Source organism: Streptomyces mexicanus, assembly GCF_902506575.1.
Taxonomy (GTDB): Bacteria; Actinomycetota; Actinomycetes; order Streptomycetales; family Streptomycetaceae; genus Streptomyces; species Streptomyces mexicanus.
In genome coordinates, this window is sequence record NZ_LR732544.1 from 4,081,279 (window position 1) to 4,096,810 (window position 15,532).

The 15,532-nt window shown below is 72.1% G+C and carries 15 protein-coding genes and 1 pseudogene; 4 read left to right on the forward strand and 12 right to left on the reverse strand.

Annotation, left to right across the window (positions count from 1 at the left end; genetic code table 11):
* Nucleotides 1-105 precede the first annotated feature (105 nt).
* The 4 genes from GV126_RS18235 to GV126_RS18250 form a co-directional block, all read right to left on the reverse strand.
* The gene (locus GV126_RS18235; RefSeq protein WP_159667965.1) at nt 106-1,362 is read right to left on the reverse strand and encodes a glycoside hydrolase 5 family protein; all 1,257 of its coding nucleotides are present in this window, start codon (nt 1,360-1,362) and stop codon (nt 106-108) included.
* A 73-nt stretch (nt 1,363-1,435) separates the two neighbouring features.
* Complete coding sequence (locus GV126_RS18240; RefSeq protein ID WP_159667967.1) at nt 1,436-2,344, reverse strand: carbohydrate ABC transporter permease; 909 nt, start codon at nt 2,342-2,344, stop codon at nt 1,436-1,438.
* Entirely contained in the window at nt 2,341-3,285 is a 945-nt protein-coding gene (locus tag GV126_RS18245) for a carbohydrate ABC transporter permease (protein WP_159667969.1), read from the reverse strand. The genes GV126_RS18240 and GV126_RS18245 overlap by 4 nt, the downstream gene beginning before the upstream one ends.
* A 6-nt stretch (nt 3,286-3,291) precedes the next feature.
* Nucleotides 3,292-4,587 (reverse strand): ABC transporter substrate-binding protein, encoded by a 1,296-nt coding sequence (locus tag GV126_RS18250; RefSeq protein WP_159667971.1) that lies wholly within the window; start codon nt 4,585-4,587, stop codon nt 3,292-3,294.
* A 221-nt stretch (nt 4,588-4,808) separates the two neighbouring features.
* On the opposite strand from GV126_RS18250, the gene GV126_RS18255 reads away from it, so the two are divergent.
* A complete protein-coding gene (locus tag GV126_RS18255; RefSeq protein ID WP_159667973.1) occupies nt 4,809-5,855 on the forward strand; it encodes a LacI family DNA-binding transcriptional regulator in 1,047 nt (348 codons plus the stop codon).
* A gap of 215 nt (nt 5,856-6,070) precedes the next feature.
* Here the strand turns inward: GV126_RS18255 and GV126_RS18260 are convergent, their stop codons facing one another.
* Nucleotides 6,071-7,273 (reverse strand): flotillin family protein, encoded by a 1,203-nt coding sequence (locus GV126_RS18260; RefSeq protein ID WP_159667975.1) that lies wholly within the window; start codon nt 7,271-7,273, stop codon nt 6,071-6,073.
* Between the two features lie 13 nt (nt 7,274-7,286).
* The gene (locus GV126_RS18265; protein WP_159667977.1) at nt 7,287-7,538 is read right to left on the reverse strand and encodes an NfeD C-terminal domain-containing protein; all 252 of its coding nucleotides are present in this window, start codon (nt 7,536-7,538) and stop codon (nt 7,287-7,289) included.
* A gap of 212 nt (nt 7,539-7,750) precedes the next feature.
* Here GV126_RS18265 and GV126_RS18270 point away from each other — a divergent pair, with 212 nt between their 5' ends.
* Complete coding sequence (locus GV126_RS18270) at nt 7,751-9,109, forward strand: amidase (RefSeq protein WP_159667979.1); 1,359 nt, start codon at nt 7,751-7,753, stop codon at nt 9,107-9,109.
* A 248-nt stretch (nt 9,110-9,357) separates the two neighbouring features.
* On the opposite strand, the gene GV126_RS18275 is transcribed toward GV126_RS18270, so the two are convergent.
* Together GV126_RS18275 and GV126_RS18280 are read right to left on the reverse strand one after the other, a co-directional pair.
* Complete coding sequence (locus GV126_RS18275) at nt 9,358-10,443, reverse strand: FAD-dependent oxidoreductase (RefSeq protein WP_159667981.1); 1,086 nt, start codon at nt 10,441-10,443, stop codon at nt 9,358-9,360.
* An 83-nt stretch (nt 10,444-10,526) separates the two neighbouring features.
* Nucleotides 10,527-10,967, reverse strand: coding sequence for a MarR family winged helix-turn-helix transcriptional regulator (locus GV126_RS18280; RefSeq protein ID WP_159667983.1), 441 nt, complete (start codon nt 10,965-10,967; stop codon nt 10,527-10,529).
* A 232-nt stretch (nt 10,968-11,199) separates the two neighbouring features.
* On the opposite strand from GV126_RS18280, the pseudogene GV126_RS18285 reads away from it, so the two are divergent.
* Nucleotides 11,200-11,453, forward strand: a pseudogene (locus GV126_RS18285) (IS701 family transposase); the annotation flags it as partial.
* Between the two features lie 43 nt (nt 11,454-11,496).
* Here the strand turns inward: GV126_RS18285 and GV126_RS18290 are convergent.
* The gene (locus GV126_RS18290; RefSeq protein ID WP_159667985.1) at nt 11,497-11,991 is read right to left on the reverse strand and encodes a GNAT family N-acetyltransferase; all 495 of its coding nucleotides are present in this window, start codon (nt 11,989-11,991) and stop codon (nt 11,497-11,499) included.
* Nucleotides 11,992-12,046: 55 nt separating this feature from the next.
* Nucleotides 12,047-12,220 carry a hypothetical protein gene (locus GV126_RS18295; RefSeq protein ID WP_159667987.1) on the reverse strand — a complete coding sequence of 58 codons (174 nt, stop codon included), beginning with the start codon at nt 12,218-12,220 and terminating at the stop codon, nt 12,047-12,049.
* A 433-nt stretch (nt 12,221-12,653) separates the two neighbouring features.
* Between GV126_RS18295 and GV126_RS18300 the strand changes: the two genes are divergently transcribed.
* Nucleotides 12,654-13,172 (forward strand): hypothetical protein, encoded by a 519-nt coding sequence (locus GV126_RS18300; protein ID WP_159667990.1) that lies wholly within the window; start codon nt 12,654-12,656, stop codon nt 13,170-13,172.
* 16 nt (nt 13,173-13,188) lie between these two features.
* Here the strand turns inward: GV126_RS18300 and GV126_RS18305 are convergent, their stop codons facing one another.
* Both GV126_RS18305 and GV126_RS18310 read right to left on the reverse strand, forming a co-directional pair.
* Complete coding sequence (locus tag GV126_RS18305) at nt 13,189-14,664, reverse strand: SDR family NAD(P)-dependent oxidoreductase (protein WP_159667993.1); 1,476 nt, start codon at nt 14,662-14,664, stop codon at nt 13,189-13,191.
* A gap of 175 nt (nt 14,665-14,839) precedes the next feature.
* On the reverse strand, nt 14,840-15,532 hold a 693-nt coding region (locus GV126_RS18310; protein ID WP_236570042.1), incomplete at its 5' end, for a WS/DGAT domain-containing protein.

The window sequence follows — 15,532 nt, forward strand, 5'->3', positions numbered from 1 at the left end:
CCCCACGGAGGCACCCGCTCGTGAGCCCCACCAGACGCACCGTCCTGCTCGCCGGCAGCAGCGCGGCCGCGGTGCCGGCGAGCAGGACGGTGCGTCTGGTGGGGCTCACGAGCGGGTGCCTCCGTGGGGAGTGGGGAGTACCTGGTCGGGGGTGAGGACTTCCGTGACGCCGCGGGCGGCCAGGTGGCCGGCGTCGGCCGCCCGGGTGTCGAGGACGGTGGTGGGGCGGGCGCCGTCGGCGGTCAGCCGGAAGAACGCCTCGAAGACGTCGCCGCCGGGTGCGCAGCGGGAGCGGGCGGCCGGATCGGCGGGCACGACGAGGGCGGGGGTGCGCGGGGCGGGGGCGTAGGTGTGGTCGCGGGCCAGGCCGGCCAGGGTGTGGGCGATGTCCTTGGGACGGCGGTCGTTGGTGAGCAGGCCGAGGGTGTACTCGAGTTCGGGGAAGTCGGCCAGCTCGCGGGAGACGTCGTGCGAGCACCACCAGGTGATGCCCCACAGGTCGGGGCAGTCCAGCGCGCTCGCGACGGTGGCCGCGGTGAACGCGGCGGCGTGCTCGGCGGGGATCAGCGGTGCGGGGGCGCCGACCTCCCGGAGCCAGACCGGCCGGTGCGGGTCGTTCGCCCAGGCCTTGCTCAGCTCGATCAGGGAGGCGGCGTGGTGCTCGGTGGGCACGGAGGTGCGGCCGTGGCGCTGGGCGGTGCCGTTGAACACCCAGGAGTGGACGGCGGTCAGGGCGCCGCGCCGGGCGGCCTGGGCCGGGGTGAACGGCATGTCGTCCTGGTACCAGGTGGCGTCGTACTCGGCGTGCAGGTGCAGCCTGCCGGGGGCGCCCTTCTCGCAGGCGGCGAGCATGCGCTCCAGCCAGGCGTCGATCTGGTCGGGGGTGGCCCGGTCCGGGTCGGGGTGGGGGCCGGCGGAGAACTGGTTGACCTCGTTGCCGAGGGTCATGCCGAGGAAGTTCGGGCGGTCGGCGAGGGCGGCGGCCAGGGTGTGCAGGTAGGCGGCCTGGCCGTCGAGCACCTCGGGGTCGGTGAACAGGTTGCGCCGGTGCCAGGTGCGGGTCCAGGCGGGCAGGAAGTCGAAGCTGGACAGGTGCCCTTGCAGCCCGTCGACGTTGACGTCGAGCCCGCGTTCGGCGGCGGCGTCGACGAGCCGCACGAGCTGTTCCACGGCGCGGGGGCGGATCAGGGCGCGGTCGGGCTGGAAGTACGGCCACAGCGGGAAGACCCGGATGTGGTCCAGGCCGAGCGCGGCGATGGAGTCCAGGTCGGCGCGGACGGCGTCGAGGTCGAAGTCGAGCCAGTGGTGGAACCACCCTTGGCTCGGGGTGTAGTTGACGCCGAAGCGCACGGCAGAAGGCATACGGGGAGTCCTTGGTGACGCGGGTGGTGGGTTCGGCCCTGAGGTGCGGCCCCTGAGGTGCGGCCCCTGAAGTTCAGCCCTTGACGGCGCCCTCGCCGACGCCGCGGAAGAAGTACCGCTGCAGGCAGGCGAACAGGACGATCAGCGGGGCCACGGCGATGATCGTGCCCGCGGCGACGAGCCGTTCGTCGTTGGCGAAGGTGCCGTGGAGGTAGTTCAGACCGATGGTCAGGGTGAACTTGGACGGGTCGCTGAGCACGATGAGCGGCCACAGGAAGTCGTCCCAGGCGCCCATGAACGCGAAGATCGCGACGACGGCGAGGGTGCCCTTGACCGAGGGCAGCGCGATCCTGAGGAAGCGCTGCCAGACGTTGGCGCCGTCGACGTAGGCGGCCTCCTCGATCTCGTAGGGCAGGTTCAGGAAGGCGTTGCGCATCAGCAGCACGTTCATGGCGGCGACGGAGCCGGGCAGCACGACGCCGACGAGCGTGTTGTTCAGGCCGAGTTCCCGCATGGTGGTGAACTGGGCGATGATGATCGACTCGGCCGGTACGAGCATCGCCAGCACGAACACCAAGGTGGCCACCCGGCGGCCCCGGTAGCGCAGCCGGGCCAGGGCGTAGCCGGCGAGGGCGGAGCCGACGCAGTTGGTGACGACGTTGGCGGCGGCGACCTTCAGCGAGTTCAGGGCGTAGTCCCAGACGGGGAGGGTCTCGGAGACCCGCTCGTAGTTGTGCAGGGTGGGGTGGCCGGGGAGGAACTTCGGCGGGGAGCTGAAGATGTCCTCGGTGGGGCCCTTGAGCGAGGTGGACAGCTGCCACAGGAACGGGCCGACGGTCAGCGCCAGCACGGCGAGCAGCAGCAGGTAGCGCAGGATCAGCTCCCAGGCGCGGATGCGGCGGCCGTGCTCGTCGGTGAAGCGGGGCCGGCGCACGGGCGCCGGGACCCGGTCGGTGTGCGGGGTCTTCTCGGCGACGCTCACGCGTCCTCCCTGCGGTCGGCGCGCATGACGAGCAGCATCAGGATCACGGTGACGACGAAGACGACGAGGGAGATGGCGGAGGCGTAGCCGACCCGGCCGGTCAGGCCGGTGCCGGTGCGCTGCACCAGCATCACCAAGGTGGTGTCCTCGCCGGCCGGTCCGCCGGGCGGTCCGGCCATCAGGTACACCTCGGAGAACACCTTGAAGGCGGCGACCGAGGACAGCGCGGCGACCAGGACCATGGTCGAGCGGACGGCGGGCACGGTGACGGTGAGGAACCGGCGGATCGCGCCCGCGCCGTCCACGGCGGCGGCCTCGTGCAGCTCGCGCGGCACGTTGGCGAGCGCCGCCAGATAGATGATCATGTAGTAGCCGAGGCCCTTCCAGACCGTGACGGCCATGGCGCTGAACAGCAGCAGCCACTGGTCGCTGAGGAAGCCGACCCGGCCCACCCCGACCGCCTCCAGCAGCGAGTTCACCAGGCCGCGCTCGTCCAGCAGCCACACCCAGATCAGGCCGACCACGACGATCGAGGCGACGACCGGGGTGTAGAAGGCGGACCGGAAGAAGGTGATGCCGGGGATGTTCTTCTGCACCAGCAGGGCGAGCAGCAGCGGCAGGACCACCAGCGCCGGGACGGTGCAGACCACGTAGAGCGCGCTGTTGCGCAGGCCGATCCAGAACATGTCGTCGTGCAGCAGCTCGCGGAAGTTGGCGAGCCCGACGAAGTGTCCCGGGATCAGGGTGCGGCGGTCGGTGAAGGAGTTGATCACCGTGGAGACGAACGGGTACAGGATGAAGACGGCGGTGATCAGCAGTCCGGGCGCGGCGAACAGCCAGGGGCTGGTGGGCAGTTGGCGCCGCACCCGGGCGGCCGGGCGCCGCGCGGGGCGCCCGGCCGGACGCGGCGGGCGCGTCCGGGAGACGGTCGAGGTGGCCATGGTGCGTCATCCCTGCTGCTGCAGAAGCTGGTCACAGGCCTTGACAGCGTTGTCGAGCGCCGCCTTGGGGCTCTCCTTGCCCTGCAGCGCCTTGGCGACCTCGTTGCGCAGCGCGGTCTTCATCTGGTCGCTGAACAGCACCGGCGTGTAGTTGACGGCCGTCTTCAGCGACTTGGCGGCGGCGATGCGCACCCGGGTGACGTCGGTGCCGTCCTCCTTGGTGAAGTACGGGTCGTCGAGCGAGCCGGCGGTGGAGGGGAAGATGGCGACCTTCTTGGCGAACGACATCTGGTTCTCGGCGTCGGTGACGAAATGGGCGAAGGCCACCGCGGCCGGCGTGTGCTTGGTCCTGGCGTTCACCATCAGGCCCATCACGTACATGTTGACGTGGCCGGTGCTGGTGATCTGGTCGGTGATGCCGATGTTCTTGTACAGGCTCGGCGCCTGCTTCTTGAAGTTCTCCAGGTCCAGCGCGCTGCCGGGGTTCATGGCGACGGCGCCGGTGAGGAACTTCTTGCCCGTGGACTCGGGGGTGGCGGTCAGGGCCTGCGGGTCGAGGGCCTTGGCGTCGTACAACTGCTTGTACTTGGTGAGCAGTTCGACGCCCTTGGCGTCGTTGAAGGTGAAGGCGGTGCCTTCCTTGTTCATCAGCGAGGAGCCGTAGCGGCCGAAGTCCTCGATGGTGGGGACGTTGGCCAGGGTGGCGACCTTGCCGCCGCTCTTGCGGGCCATCTGCAGGGCGTCGGTGAACAGTTCGTCGTACGTCTTCGGCGGCTTGTTCGGGTCGAGGCCGGCCTTGGTGAACAGCGCCTTGTTGTAGAACAGCGGGCCGGTGTTCAGGTACCAGGGGAAGGCGTAGGTGCCGCTCAGGCCCGGGACCTGGTGGCCGGCCCACGCGCCGGGCAGGTACTCCTTCTCGTACTTCGCCGCGGCCTTGTCCAGGTCCATCGCCAGGCCCGCCTTGGCGAGCGGGGCGACCAGGTCCGGGGAGACGTTGACCACGTCGGGCAGGGTGCCGCCGGCGGCGTCCGCGCTGATCTTGTCGGGGTAGCCCTCGGCGGGCTGGTCCACCCACTTGACGTGGGTGCCCGGGTACTTCTTCTCGAAGTCGGCGATCAGGCCCTCGAAGTAGTCCTTGAAGTTGGCGCGCAGGTTCCAGGTCTGGAACGTGATGTCGCCCTCGACCTTGCCGGAGGCGTCCGTCGAACCGCCGCCTCCGTCGCCGCCGGAGCCGCAGGCGCTCAACGGCAGGACGAGGGCGGTGACGGCGATGGCGGCCAGGGCTCTGCGGGATATGGGCACGGTGACACGGCTCCCTTGCGGCGTCGGCGGCTGGGTGTCGGCAAGGACGATGCACGCCGGGTTCGGGAAAAGTCAATGCAATCGGGCTCACTAAAGCCGTGCCCGGGACATTAGTGCAGGTCACAGGGGTGCGGGAAGGGACTTGCCAATCTGACTAATGCGCTTTAGGGTTCAGGCACTCAAGCGCTTTAGCGATCACCGCTGTGGAAATGAGGGGGACCATGCCGGCCAAGCGCTCACCGGCACGCCGGCCGACCATGAAGGACATCGCGCGCCGCGCCGGTGTCTCGGAGAGCGCCGTCTCCTTCGCGCTCAACGGCCGGCCCGGCGTCTCGGAGGTCACCCGCGAGCGGGTGCGCCGGGTCGCCGAGCAGCTGGGCTGGCGGCCCAGCACGGCCGCCCGCGCGCTGTCGGGCGAGGGTGCGGCCACGATCGGCTTCGTGCTGGCCCGCCCCGCCGACACCCTCGGCGTGGACTCGTTCTTCCTCCAACTGGTCTCCGGCATCCAGGAGGTGCTGGCGGAGCGTCATTTGGGGCTGTTGTTCCAGGTGGTGGAGGACATCGCCGACGAGTGCGCGGTCTACCGCAGATGGTGGGCCGAGCACCGGGTGGACGGCGTGCTGGTGGTGGACCCGCGCACCGAGGACCCGCGCCCGGACCTGCTGGACGAACTGGGCCTGCCCGCCGTGGTCATCGGCGGCGCCCCCGACGAGCGGCATCCGGGGCTGTCCACGGTGTGGGCGGACGACGCGGGCGCGATGGCCCTGGTGGTGGACGGGCTGTACGGTCTCGGCCACCGGCGGATCGTGCACATCGCCGGGCTGGCCGGACTCGCCCACACCGAACGCCGCATCCGCACGCTGCGCGCCGAGGCCGAGCGGCGCGGCCTGACCGGAGTGGAGTCGGTGACCACCGACTACTCCGACGCGGAGGGCGCCGCCGTCACCCGCCGGGTCCTGTCCTCGTCCGCTCCCCCGACGGCGCTGATCTACGACAACGACGTGATGGCGCTCGCGGGCGTCGCCGCCGCCACCGAGCTGGGTTTCTCCGTCCCGGCGGAGGTGTCGGTGGTGTCCTGGGAGGACTCGGCGCTGTGCCGGATGGTCAAACCATGGCTGTCGGCGCTGTCCCGCGACAGCATGGAGTTCGGCCGCACGGCGGCCCGGGAGCTGACGGCCCTGCTGGACGGCGGCCCGGCCCGGACGGTCCGGGTGCCGGTGCCGCGCCTGATCGAACGGGAGAGCACGGGGCCGGCGCGGACGGTGTGACGGTCACGGTGCGGACGCCGGCGCGGAGCGCCGGAGCCCGGGCCGGTGGCAGCCCGCCCGCTTCCGGACAGCCGGGCGGGCACTGCGGCCTCCGCCGCAGCGGGCGGCGTCACCGTCTCGCACGGCGCACGGGCACCCGCGCACAACACCGGGGGCCGGGCGGCGCACACCGCCGCCCGGCCCCCGGACCTGTCACACCACGCACCCGACCGATGTCAGGCCCGGTGGTCGCCCTCTCCCGGCCGCTGCCCGGCGGCGTCGGACTCCGCCGTGCCCGGACCGCGCAGGGCGAGCGGGCTGTTGGTCTGCTCGGAGCGGCCGGCGGGCTTCTGGGCGCCGTTGCCGTTCAGGTTCTGCCGGACCGAGTCCAGGATCGTCAGGCCCTGGGCGACCAGGCCGGCCGCGATCTCCCCGAGGCCGTCCGCGCCGTTGAGGACGTTGACGTTGGCCCCGGACAGGCCGGCCGCCGCCTCCTTGACGATCTGCGGGAGCTGCTCGATGAGCATCCGGTCCAGCGCGACACGGTCGTAGGAGGCCGCCGCCTCGGCCTGGATCTTCATCCGCTGTGCCTCCGCCTGGGCGAGGATCCGCACCCGCTCGGCCTCGGCCTCGGCCGGCTTGACGACCTCGGCCACCAACTCCTGCTGGCGCAGCTCCGCCTGACGCTGGGCCAGTTCCGTCTGCGCGGTGAGCACCTCCTGCTGCGCGTGCGCCCGGGCCAGCGGGCCGGCCTGGTCCGCCTGCGCCTGCGCCCGGTCCACCTCCCCGGAGTACTCCGCCTTGACCACGGCGGTCTGCCGGGCGTACTCGGCCTGCTTGCGGGCCGCTTCCTGCTGCGCCTCGGCGGCGGCCTGGGTGGCCTGCGCCTGGGCGATCTGGGCCTGGCGCTGGATGGCCGCCCGGTGCGGCGCGGACATCGCCTCGATGTAGCCGGTGTCTCCGTCGTCGATCGACTGGATCTGCAGCGAGTCCACGATCAGGCCGATCTTCGCCATCTCGGTCTTGGAGGTGTCCAGCACCTCGGCGGCGAGCTTCTGCCGCTCGGTGACGATCTCCTCCACCGTCATCGAACCGATGATCGCGCGCAGGTGACCGGCGAAGATGCGGCCGGTCAGGACCGACATCTGGTCCTGGTCGGAGAGGAAGCGCTGCCCGGCGTTGATGATGCTCTCGGTGTCGTTGCCGACCTTGAACGCGATCACGGCGCGGACGTGCAGCGCGATGCCCTGCTTGGTCACACAGGTCTCGACGACCTCGGACTCGCACATCGACAGGGTGAGGAAGCGGACCTTGCGGAAGACCGGCAGCACGAACTTGCCGTGGCCCGTCACCACCCTGAACGGAGCGCCCCCCAGTCCCCGCCTGCCGCCCGAGATCAGCATCGCCTCGTCGGGGGCGGGAACGCGGTAACCGAACATGGTCTTGTTCTCCTTAGCCTGCGTCGGCCGGATCGCCGTGCAGCCGGTCCAGCGGGTCGCCCCAGGGGATGACGTCGACCTCACGGCATCCACGGGAGTCGACCACGAGGACCGTCGCACCGATCGGCAGTGGTTCCTGCGACCAGGCGAGGAAGGTTTCGGAACCGCCTCTGACCCGCACCAGGATCTCGCCGGGTCCGGCGGATCCACGCGTGCCGATGAGAAGCTCCCCCGTGCAGCCGATCACGGCCTCGTCCTGCGCCATCCCCGACTACTTCCCCTCGTACTCGTCCTGTCCTTCCCGACCTTAGACCCCCTGGGCCGGGCCGGATACGCGGCGGTGGCAGGCTGTTGCGGCACCGGGACATCGACCGGTTCTCCCGGGCGGCCTCTCGACGGATGCGGCCTTGCGCGGGCACAGTTCCTCTTGCGTACCGGTGAGTACGACCTTGCCCGTCCCCCGTCCGAGGAGCGCCCGTGACCCGCTGGGCCGGCCCGACCGCCGCCGAGATCGCCACCGCCGTCCGCGGCAGGCGCACCACGCCCCGGGAGGTGGTGGCCGCGCACCTGGCCGCGATCGAGCGGCTCGACGGCCGTCTCGGTGCCTTCCGCACCGTGCGCGCCGAGGCGGCGCTCGCCGAGGCCGACGAGGTCGCCTCCCGCCCGGACCTGGCCGAGCTGCCCCTGGCGGGCGTGCCGGTGGCCGTCAAGGACAACCTCCCGGTGCGCGGCGAGTCCACCCGCGTCGGCTCCGCCGCGACGCCGGACACGCCGGCCGCCCGCGACCATGTCCTCGTGGCGCGGCTGCGGGCGGCGGGCGCGGTCGTGGTGGGCCTGACCAACGTGCCCGAGCTGTGCGTGTTCGGCACCACGGACGGCGTGCACGGCACCGCCCGCAATCCCTGGGACCCGACGCGGACGGCGGGCGGGTCGTCGGGCGGCAGCGCGGCCGCGGTCGCCGCCGGGATGGTCCCCCTCGCCGTCGGCAACGACGGCATGGGCTCGCTGCGCATACCGGCCGCGCACTGCGGGCTGGTCGCGCTCAAACCGGGACACGGGGTGGTGCCCGCGGGCATCGGCGACGGGTCCTGGTTCGGCATGGCGGAGAACGGGCCGCTCGCCACGACCGTCGAGGACGCGCGCCTGCTGCTGTCGGTGCTCGCGGACACCGAGGTGAGGCCCGGTCGGCGGGACGCCGTGCGGACGGTCGCCGTGTCCGTGCACAGCCCCCTGGCCGGGGTGCCCGTGACCGGGCCGTACGCCGCCGCGGTCCGGGCGGCGGCACGTCTGCTCGCCGAGGCCGGTCACCGCGTGCGGCGCGCCGATCCGCCCTACCCGGCTTCCCTCGGGGTGACGGCGCTGCGGCACTGGACGGCGGGTACGGCCATGGACGCGGCGGGCCTCGACCCGCGGCTGCTGGCCCGGCGGACCCGGGTGCACGCGGCCGTGGGACGGCGGTTCGTGAACGGGGTGCGCACGGGTGCCGCGCGGGAGCGGCTGCGCCGACGGCTGGAGCCGTTCTTCGCCGCGCACGACGTGCTGCTCATGCCCGCTCTGGCCCGCCGCGGCCCCCGGGCGGCGCCCTGGCACGAGCGGGGCTGGCTGCGCAACGTCCTGCTCAACACCGCGTGTTCGCCGACGACTCCGCCGTGGAACCTGACCGGCTGGCCGGCGGCGGTGGTGCCGTTCGGCACACTGCCCTCGGGCGCGCCCTGCGCGGTGCAGCTGGTGGGCCGCCCGGGCTCGGAGTCCGTCCTGCTGGACCTGGCGGAGCACATCGAAGCGGTGCGCCCGTGGCCCCGGACGGCACTCATGGCGGGCACCGCGGGGACGTGACGCGGGCCGGCTCGGCCGCACGCCCGCGCACGCCGGGGGCGTGCGGCCGCGGTGCGCCGTCCGCACTGCCGGGCGAGCGGGTAGCACGGCCCAAGAGGTCCTGACCGAAGTGGTCGATCAGGTGACCGTCGACTCGAAGCCTTCCTCGGCCTCCCCACCTGCATGATCACCCACCGCCACGTCCGACGCCTGCGGTGCAGTCTCGAACCTGTCCCGTCGCTGTGGTCGGTCTTGTCCAGTCGCTGTGGTCAGCAGGGTTCGAAATCGGGGTAGTAGGCCGCGGCGGCGGTCGCGGTGTCGATGTTCCGCGGGAAGAGCGCGGCTTCGTAGGCACGGATGGCCGCGTCGATGTCGTCGGGCTGTTCCGCGATGGCGTTGCCGAGCTGTGCTGCGTCGAAGAGCGCCCAGTTCGCTCCTTCGCCGTCCGGCGGTGCCAGGTGGGCGGCGTCGCCGATGAGCGTGACCCCGGGTACATGCTCCCAGCGGTGCCCGATGGGGAGCCCGTACAGGGGGCGGAAAATCGGCGGGATGTCGCTGTCCGCGACCAGGGCGACGAGTTCGGGCGCCCACCCCTCGAACATCGCCGCGACCGTGCGGGCGGCCGCCGGGCCGTCATGGAAGTCGATGCCGTCGAACCAGTCGAGCGGCTGGTCGAACATGGCGTAGGAGTGCAGGGTGTCCCCGCGCTCGCGCTGCACGCCGAGACCGATGCGGGTGGTCTCGTCATACGCGGTCATCGATCCGCCGCCGACCAGCGCCAGCGTGGCAGGGTGCCGGGTGTCGCTCTCGAACAGGTACGTCTCGACCATCGAGCGTCCGGCATAGGCGGGTAGGGCATCGGAGAGCAGCGGTCGGACTTTCGACCAGGCGCCGTCGGCACCGACGAGGATGTCGGTGACAAGCGTCGATCCGTTGGCGAAGGTCACTTCGTGACGACCGTCGGCGAGGGTCCGGACGCTCCGGGTCTTGTGGCCCCAGACGACGCTGCCGGCAGGCAGGGATTCCAGCAGCAACTGTCGCAGCTCGCCACGCTGCACCTCGGGGCGGCCTCCGGCGGGGTCATCGGGCCGGTCGGACAAGATGGTGCCGTCAGGTGCCACGTCGCGGGATGCCTGGCGGCCTTCGAGGACGAGGGATCGGAAGCCGTCCATCAGGCCGGCGGCACGGATCCCGTGCTGTCCGTTGTAGTCGTGGATGTCGAGCATGCCGCCTTGGCCCCGGGCCCGAGCAGACGCCTCCGCTTCGTACACCGTGGACGGAATTCCATGAACCGCCAGGGTTCGCGCCAGCGTCAGTCCCGCAAGACCGGCACCGATGATCGTGATCTGAGTCATGCATGCGTTCCTTACTGCTGGTGGATGAACCGGCGGTCCGGACCGCGAGGCTCCCGGCCGCCGTGCGGAGCAGGAGGGCCGGGTCAGGGAGAGCGGGGTGGCTCGATCCGGGACGCGAGCTGTTCCAGGAGTTCATGGAGCCGCGCCCGCCCCGCGGCGCCCAGCGGCGCCAGGATCGACTCCTCGACACGGTCCATGGCCTCTTCGAAACCCTGGATCAGTTCGGCGCCCGCTGGAGTGACATGCACCCGACGGCTGCGCGTGTCGTCTTCCTGCGTCTGGCGCTCCACGAGTCCGCGCCGTTCTAGTCCGGCCAGGAGCCGCGAGACGCTCGGCGCACTGGTGCGCATGGCCCGCGCGACGTCACGCTGAATGGCATCCGGATTCTTCGACAGGTACGCCAACACGGCGCTCTGCTCGTACGTGAGGCCCCGTTCCCGGATCCAGTCATCGGCGATGCGTCGCTGCCCCCACACAACCCACCGCATCAGTTCCAACGTGCTCTCATGCTTCGGTCCGCCCATAGTTAACAGGCTAACGGTTGCCGCGTTAACTATCAAGCGTCCTCGGGCTTCGCCCCACCACAAGGACACGCACGCTGCTGCGGCCGACGAGAGGTCGGCTCGGGGTGGCCGTTTCCGTGACCTGTCCGCCGCCGCTGCGCCCGCAGCAGCCACCCCGCGCCGGTCACGCGGAGCGGCACCCGCCGACAGGGCCGGAACTTCTGCCCGCCGGCAGGAGGCATTCGAGGCCCTGATGAACCGGATCGCGGGCCGGTTCACGCGGGTCGAACCTCGCCGACGAACAAGGCGGTTGGTGCTCGGCCCGCTCTCGGAGAGCGCCGCAAGAACTGATGGACCATCACCGAGCGGGCCGGGGACGCCACCCCCGACGGCATGCAGCACCTGCGGAACCGAGTCGAGTGGGACGCCGACGCCGTCCGCGACGACCCACGCGACTACGCGGCCGAGCACCTGTACGACGACCAGGCCGTGCTCGTGGTCGACGAGGGCTCGACCCGGACACGACGTTCGCCACCACTACGGCGGAGTACTAGGCAAGCTCCTTGTACATGATGTGCAGGCCCACCAAGCCGTGGCGCGGATGCTCGTAGGCGCGCGGGACCGTGCCGAGGATCGTGAAACCGAGCGAAGTCCACAGCGCCACGGCCGGGTTGGTCTCCACGACGGCGTTGAAGACCATGCCGCGGTAGCCGGCCGCCCGGGCGGCGGCGAGGACGTGTTCCGCCAAAGCGCGCCCGACGCCCCGGCCGCCGCGCTCGGGGTCGACCATGAAGCCGGCGTTGGCGATCCGGGCGGCGGGCCCGCCGTAGTTGGGGGTGAGGTAGGCGGAGCCGACGACCGCGCCGGTGTCGTCCTCGGCGACGAAGACCCGCTTGGCGGGGCCCATCCACAGGGCGCGGGCGTCCTCCTCGGAGGTGTCCGGATCCCAGGCGTAGGTCTCGGCGGCGGCGACGATGCGGTGCCAGAACGGCCAGATGCGCGGCCAGTCCTCGGCGGTGGCTTGTCTGATCAGCGGGTTCGGCATGGGCGTGAGTCTGGCACGCCCATGCCGACGGCGATCGCGGCGGTTCCGTACCGGGTCAGTCGATGCTCTGCAGGATGTGCGGTTCGGCGAGGTCGTCCTCGTAACCGGCCAGGCGGATGGGGGCGGAGCGTGCCCACACGTCGAGACTGCCGAGGTCTCCGGGCCGCCGGCCCGCGCGTTCCGTGGATTCCTGGGGACGCTGGTCGTGCTTCGTCTTCTCCGGTGTCACCGCGCACTCCTTATGTGTCGGTCACCCTCGGGGCGCTCTCCGCCAGTCTTCGCACCGGCGCCTGACGTCCGCTCGGGTCTGGTCTGCAACAGGTCGGACGCGGTGGCGTCGGCAACTGGGGGCGAGCAGGCCGTTGTGCACCGGCTCTCCCCGGGACGGACCACGGGTGTGGGTGGGAACCCCTTGGTGCTGTCCGTCTACTCCAGATTAACCAAATGAGCGCGACCCCGCTCGATGGGGCTGCAAAGAGCAGGTAACTATCTGGAGTCAGACGTGTTCATTGAAGGCATACGAGTCGATTTGTCGCACGAGCACGGTCCGGAAATTCACCCGTCCGGTGGACGTGGCGCAGTTCAGGTCCCGTTGGCCGGGCCGCAAGCTCGCCATGGTCTGCTGGCGTACCGCAACGGCCGTCCCGCGGGAGGACTGACGCATGGAACTGCGCAGTGTCGAGGAGCTGATGGACCTGTTGTACGCCTGCCGGGGCGCGGCCGTCCCGGACGGGCGGGCACGCCGCACCGACGCGCACACGCACGCGCTGCGCACGGCCGCCCTGGTGCGCCGCTCCCGCCCGGCCGACAAGGAGCTGCAGGTCGCAGCTCTGGTCCAGGGCCTCGGCCCGCTCCTCGCTCCGGCGGCCGGTGCCACCGGCAGCGAGCACACCACGGACGCGGCCGATGAGGCCGGTGCGCTCCGGGCGGCCGACGCCGTGCGCGGCCTGCTCGGCGAGCGCGTCTTCCGCCTCGTACGGCAGTGCGCCGCCGGCGGCGCCGGTCCGTCCGGTGAGGACGGGACCGAGAACCCCGGGGACGCCGACGCCCTCCTGCTGCGTCAGGCGCGGGAGGAGGCCCGCCCGGAGGGCGCCGGCCCCGGGCCCGGGGTCCTGGAGGACTGGCGGACCGTGCTGGAGCTGGTCGCGGCCGGCGCCTGTCGCCTGAACACGGTCGAGTGACCGCCGCGCCGGCGGATCACCACTTCCCGGGCGCGTAGTCCTTCAGGAAGACGCCGTACAGGTCCTCCCCGGCCTCACCGCGCACGATCGGGTCGTAGACGCGGGCCGCGCCGTCGACCAGATCGAGCGGGGCGTGGAAACCGGCCTCGGCGAGGCGGACCTTGTCGGGGTGCGGGCGCTCGTCGGTGATCCAGCCGGTGTCGACGGCCGTCATCAGGATGCGGTCCTTGTCGAACATCTCCTGGGCGCTGGTGCGGGTGAGCATGTTCAGGGCGGCCTTGGCCATGTTGGTGTGCGGGTGGCCGGCGCCCTTGTAGCCGCGGCCGAAGACGCCCTCCATGGCGGAGACGTTCACGATGTAGGTGCGGCGGGCCGGCGAGGCCGCCATCGCCGAGCGCAGGCGGCTGATCAGGATGAACGGCGCCGTGGAGTTGCACAGCTGCACCTCCAGCAGTTCGACCGGCGTGACCTCCTCCACCGTCTGGATCCAGCTGTTGGTGTCGTGCAGGTCGGGCACCAGGCCGCCCGCGTCGATGGCCTTGCCGGCCGCGATCCGCTCCAGCGAGGCCGAGCCGGACACCAGGGCGAGGTCGGTGACGTCCTGGGCGGTGAGCGCGCCGGAGCCCGCCACCGGCAGCGCGGCGACCGCGCCGGAGCCGAAGGTGCCGATGACCTCGGCCGCGGGCAGTTCCCCGGCGGGCAGCGGCGCGGACTCGGCGGCGAGAAGTTCGCTGTAGGCCTGCGGGGAGCGGCGTACGGTCTGGGCGGCGTTGTTGATCAGGATGTCCAGCGGGCCCTCGGCGGCGACGGAGTCGGCGAGCGCGACGACCTGGGCGGGGTCGCGCAGGTCGATGCCGACGATCTTCAGCCGGTGGATCCACTCGTCGCTGTCGGGCTGGGCCTTGAAGCGGCGGATGGCGTCGTTGGGGAAGCGCGTGGTGATCGTGGTGTGGGCGCCGTCGCGCAGCAGCCGGAGCGCGATGTACATGCCGATCTTGGCGCGGCCTCCGGTGAGCAGGGCGCGCCGGCCGGTCAGGTCGGTCCGCGCGTCCCGCTTGGCGCGGTTCTCGGCGGCGCACCGCTGGCACAGCTGGTGGTAGAAGTAGTCGACCTCGACGTAGCGGGTCTTGCAGATGTAGCAGGAGCGGGGGCGCTGGAGTATCCCGGCGATGGTGCCCGGCTCGACCCGGGAGGAGGGCAGGATGCCCTCGGTCTCGTCGTCGATGCGCTGGGCGGAGCCGGTCGCGGTGGCCTCGGTGACCGCCCGGTCGTGGGCGGTCTTGGCGGCGCGGCGCTCCTGGCGGCGGCGCTGCTTGACCGTGCGGTACAGGTGCGAGGTGGCCCGGCGCACGGTGACGGCGTCGGGGTGGTCGACCTCCAGCCGGTCCAGTTCCTTGAGCACGTCCAGGCACACGGCGAGGCGCTCGGGGTCGATACCGGGCCCGTACGCCACCTCGTCCGTGGCCGTGGAGCCTTCGTCTGTCACCGTCATCGCGCTGCCGTTTCCCCTGCTCTTCGCCGCGGCGCTTCCTTTCGCGCACGCTGTCGAACGGGGGATTTTACGGCAGCGCCACGACGCCGCGCCAAACGCGGCCGGACGCCGGGCGCCCGCGGACCCGCGGACCCGGGTCGCTGCCGGGCCCTGTGGACCCGCCGGCACCGGGCGCTCAGGGCCCGCAGACGGTGATCAGGGTCTCGGCCTCCTCCGTGAAGGCGCGGGCGAGCCGGCCGAGGTCGGAGACGGCCTGGGCGTCGGCGACGAGCCCGTAGTGGACGCGGCCGCGGTAGGTGGAGACGGCGACGGCCAGGGACTGGCCGCGCGCCAGCGGAGCGAGGGGGTAGACCTCGGTGAGCGGGTGGCCGCCGAGTTTCAGGCCGAAGCCGGGCAGCGGCACGCTGGTGACCAGGATGTCGAACCACAGCCGGGCGGCCTGGCCGACGAGCGGCCCGCCGAGCCGGTGCCCGAGGGCGGGCACGTGGTCGGCGAGCAGCGCGACGGCGCCGGCGCCGCGGTGGGGTCCGGCGTCCTTGTTGCGGTCCATGGCGGTGCGCACGGCGGCCAGCCGGCGCAGCGGGTCCGCCACGCCGACCGGCAGTTCCATCAGGTATCCGGAGAGCCGGTTGCCCTGCGGGTGGGCGGTGCGCGGGCGGCGCCGGGAGACCGGGATCAGGGCGCGCGGCGCGCAGCCGTCGACGGGCTCGCCGCGCTCCTCCAGCCAGCGGCGCAGGGCGCCGGCGACGACGGCGATCAGGACGTCGTTGACGGTGCCGCCGACCGCCTTGCGGATCAGGTGGACGTCGTCGAGGTCGAGGACCACGCCGGCGGTGCGGCGGGTTCCGGTGGGCGCGGCGCTCACCGC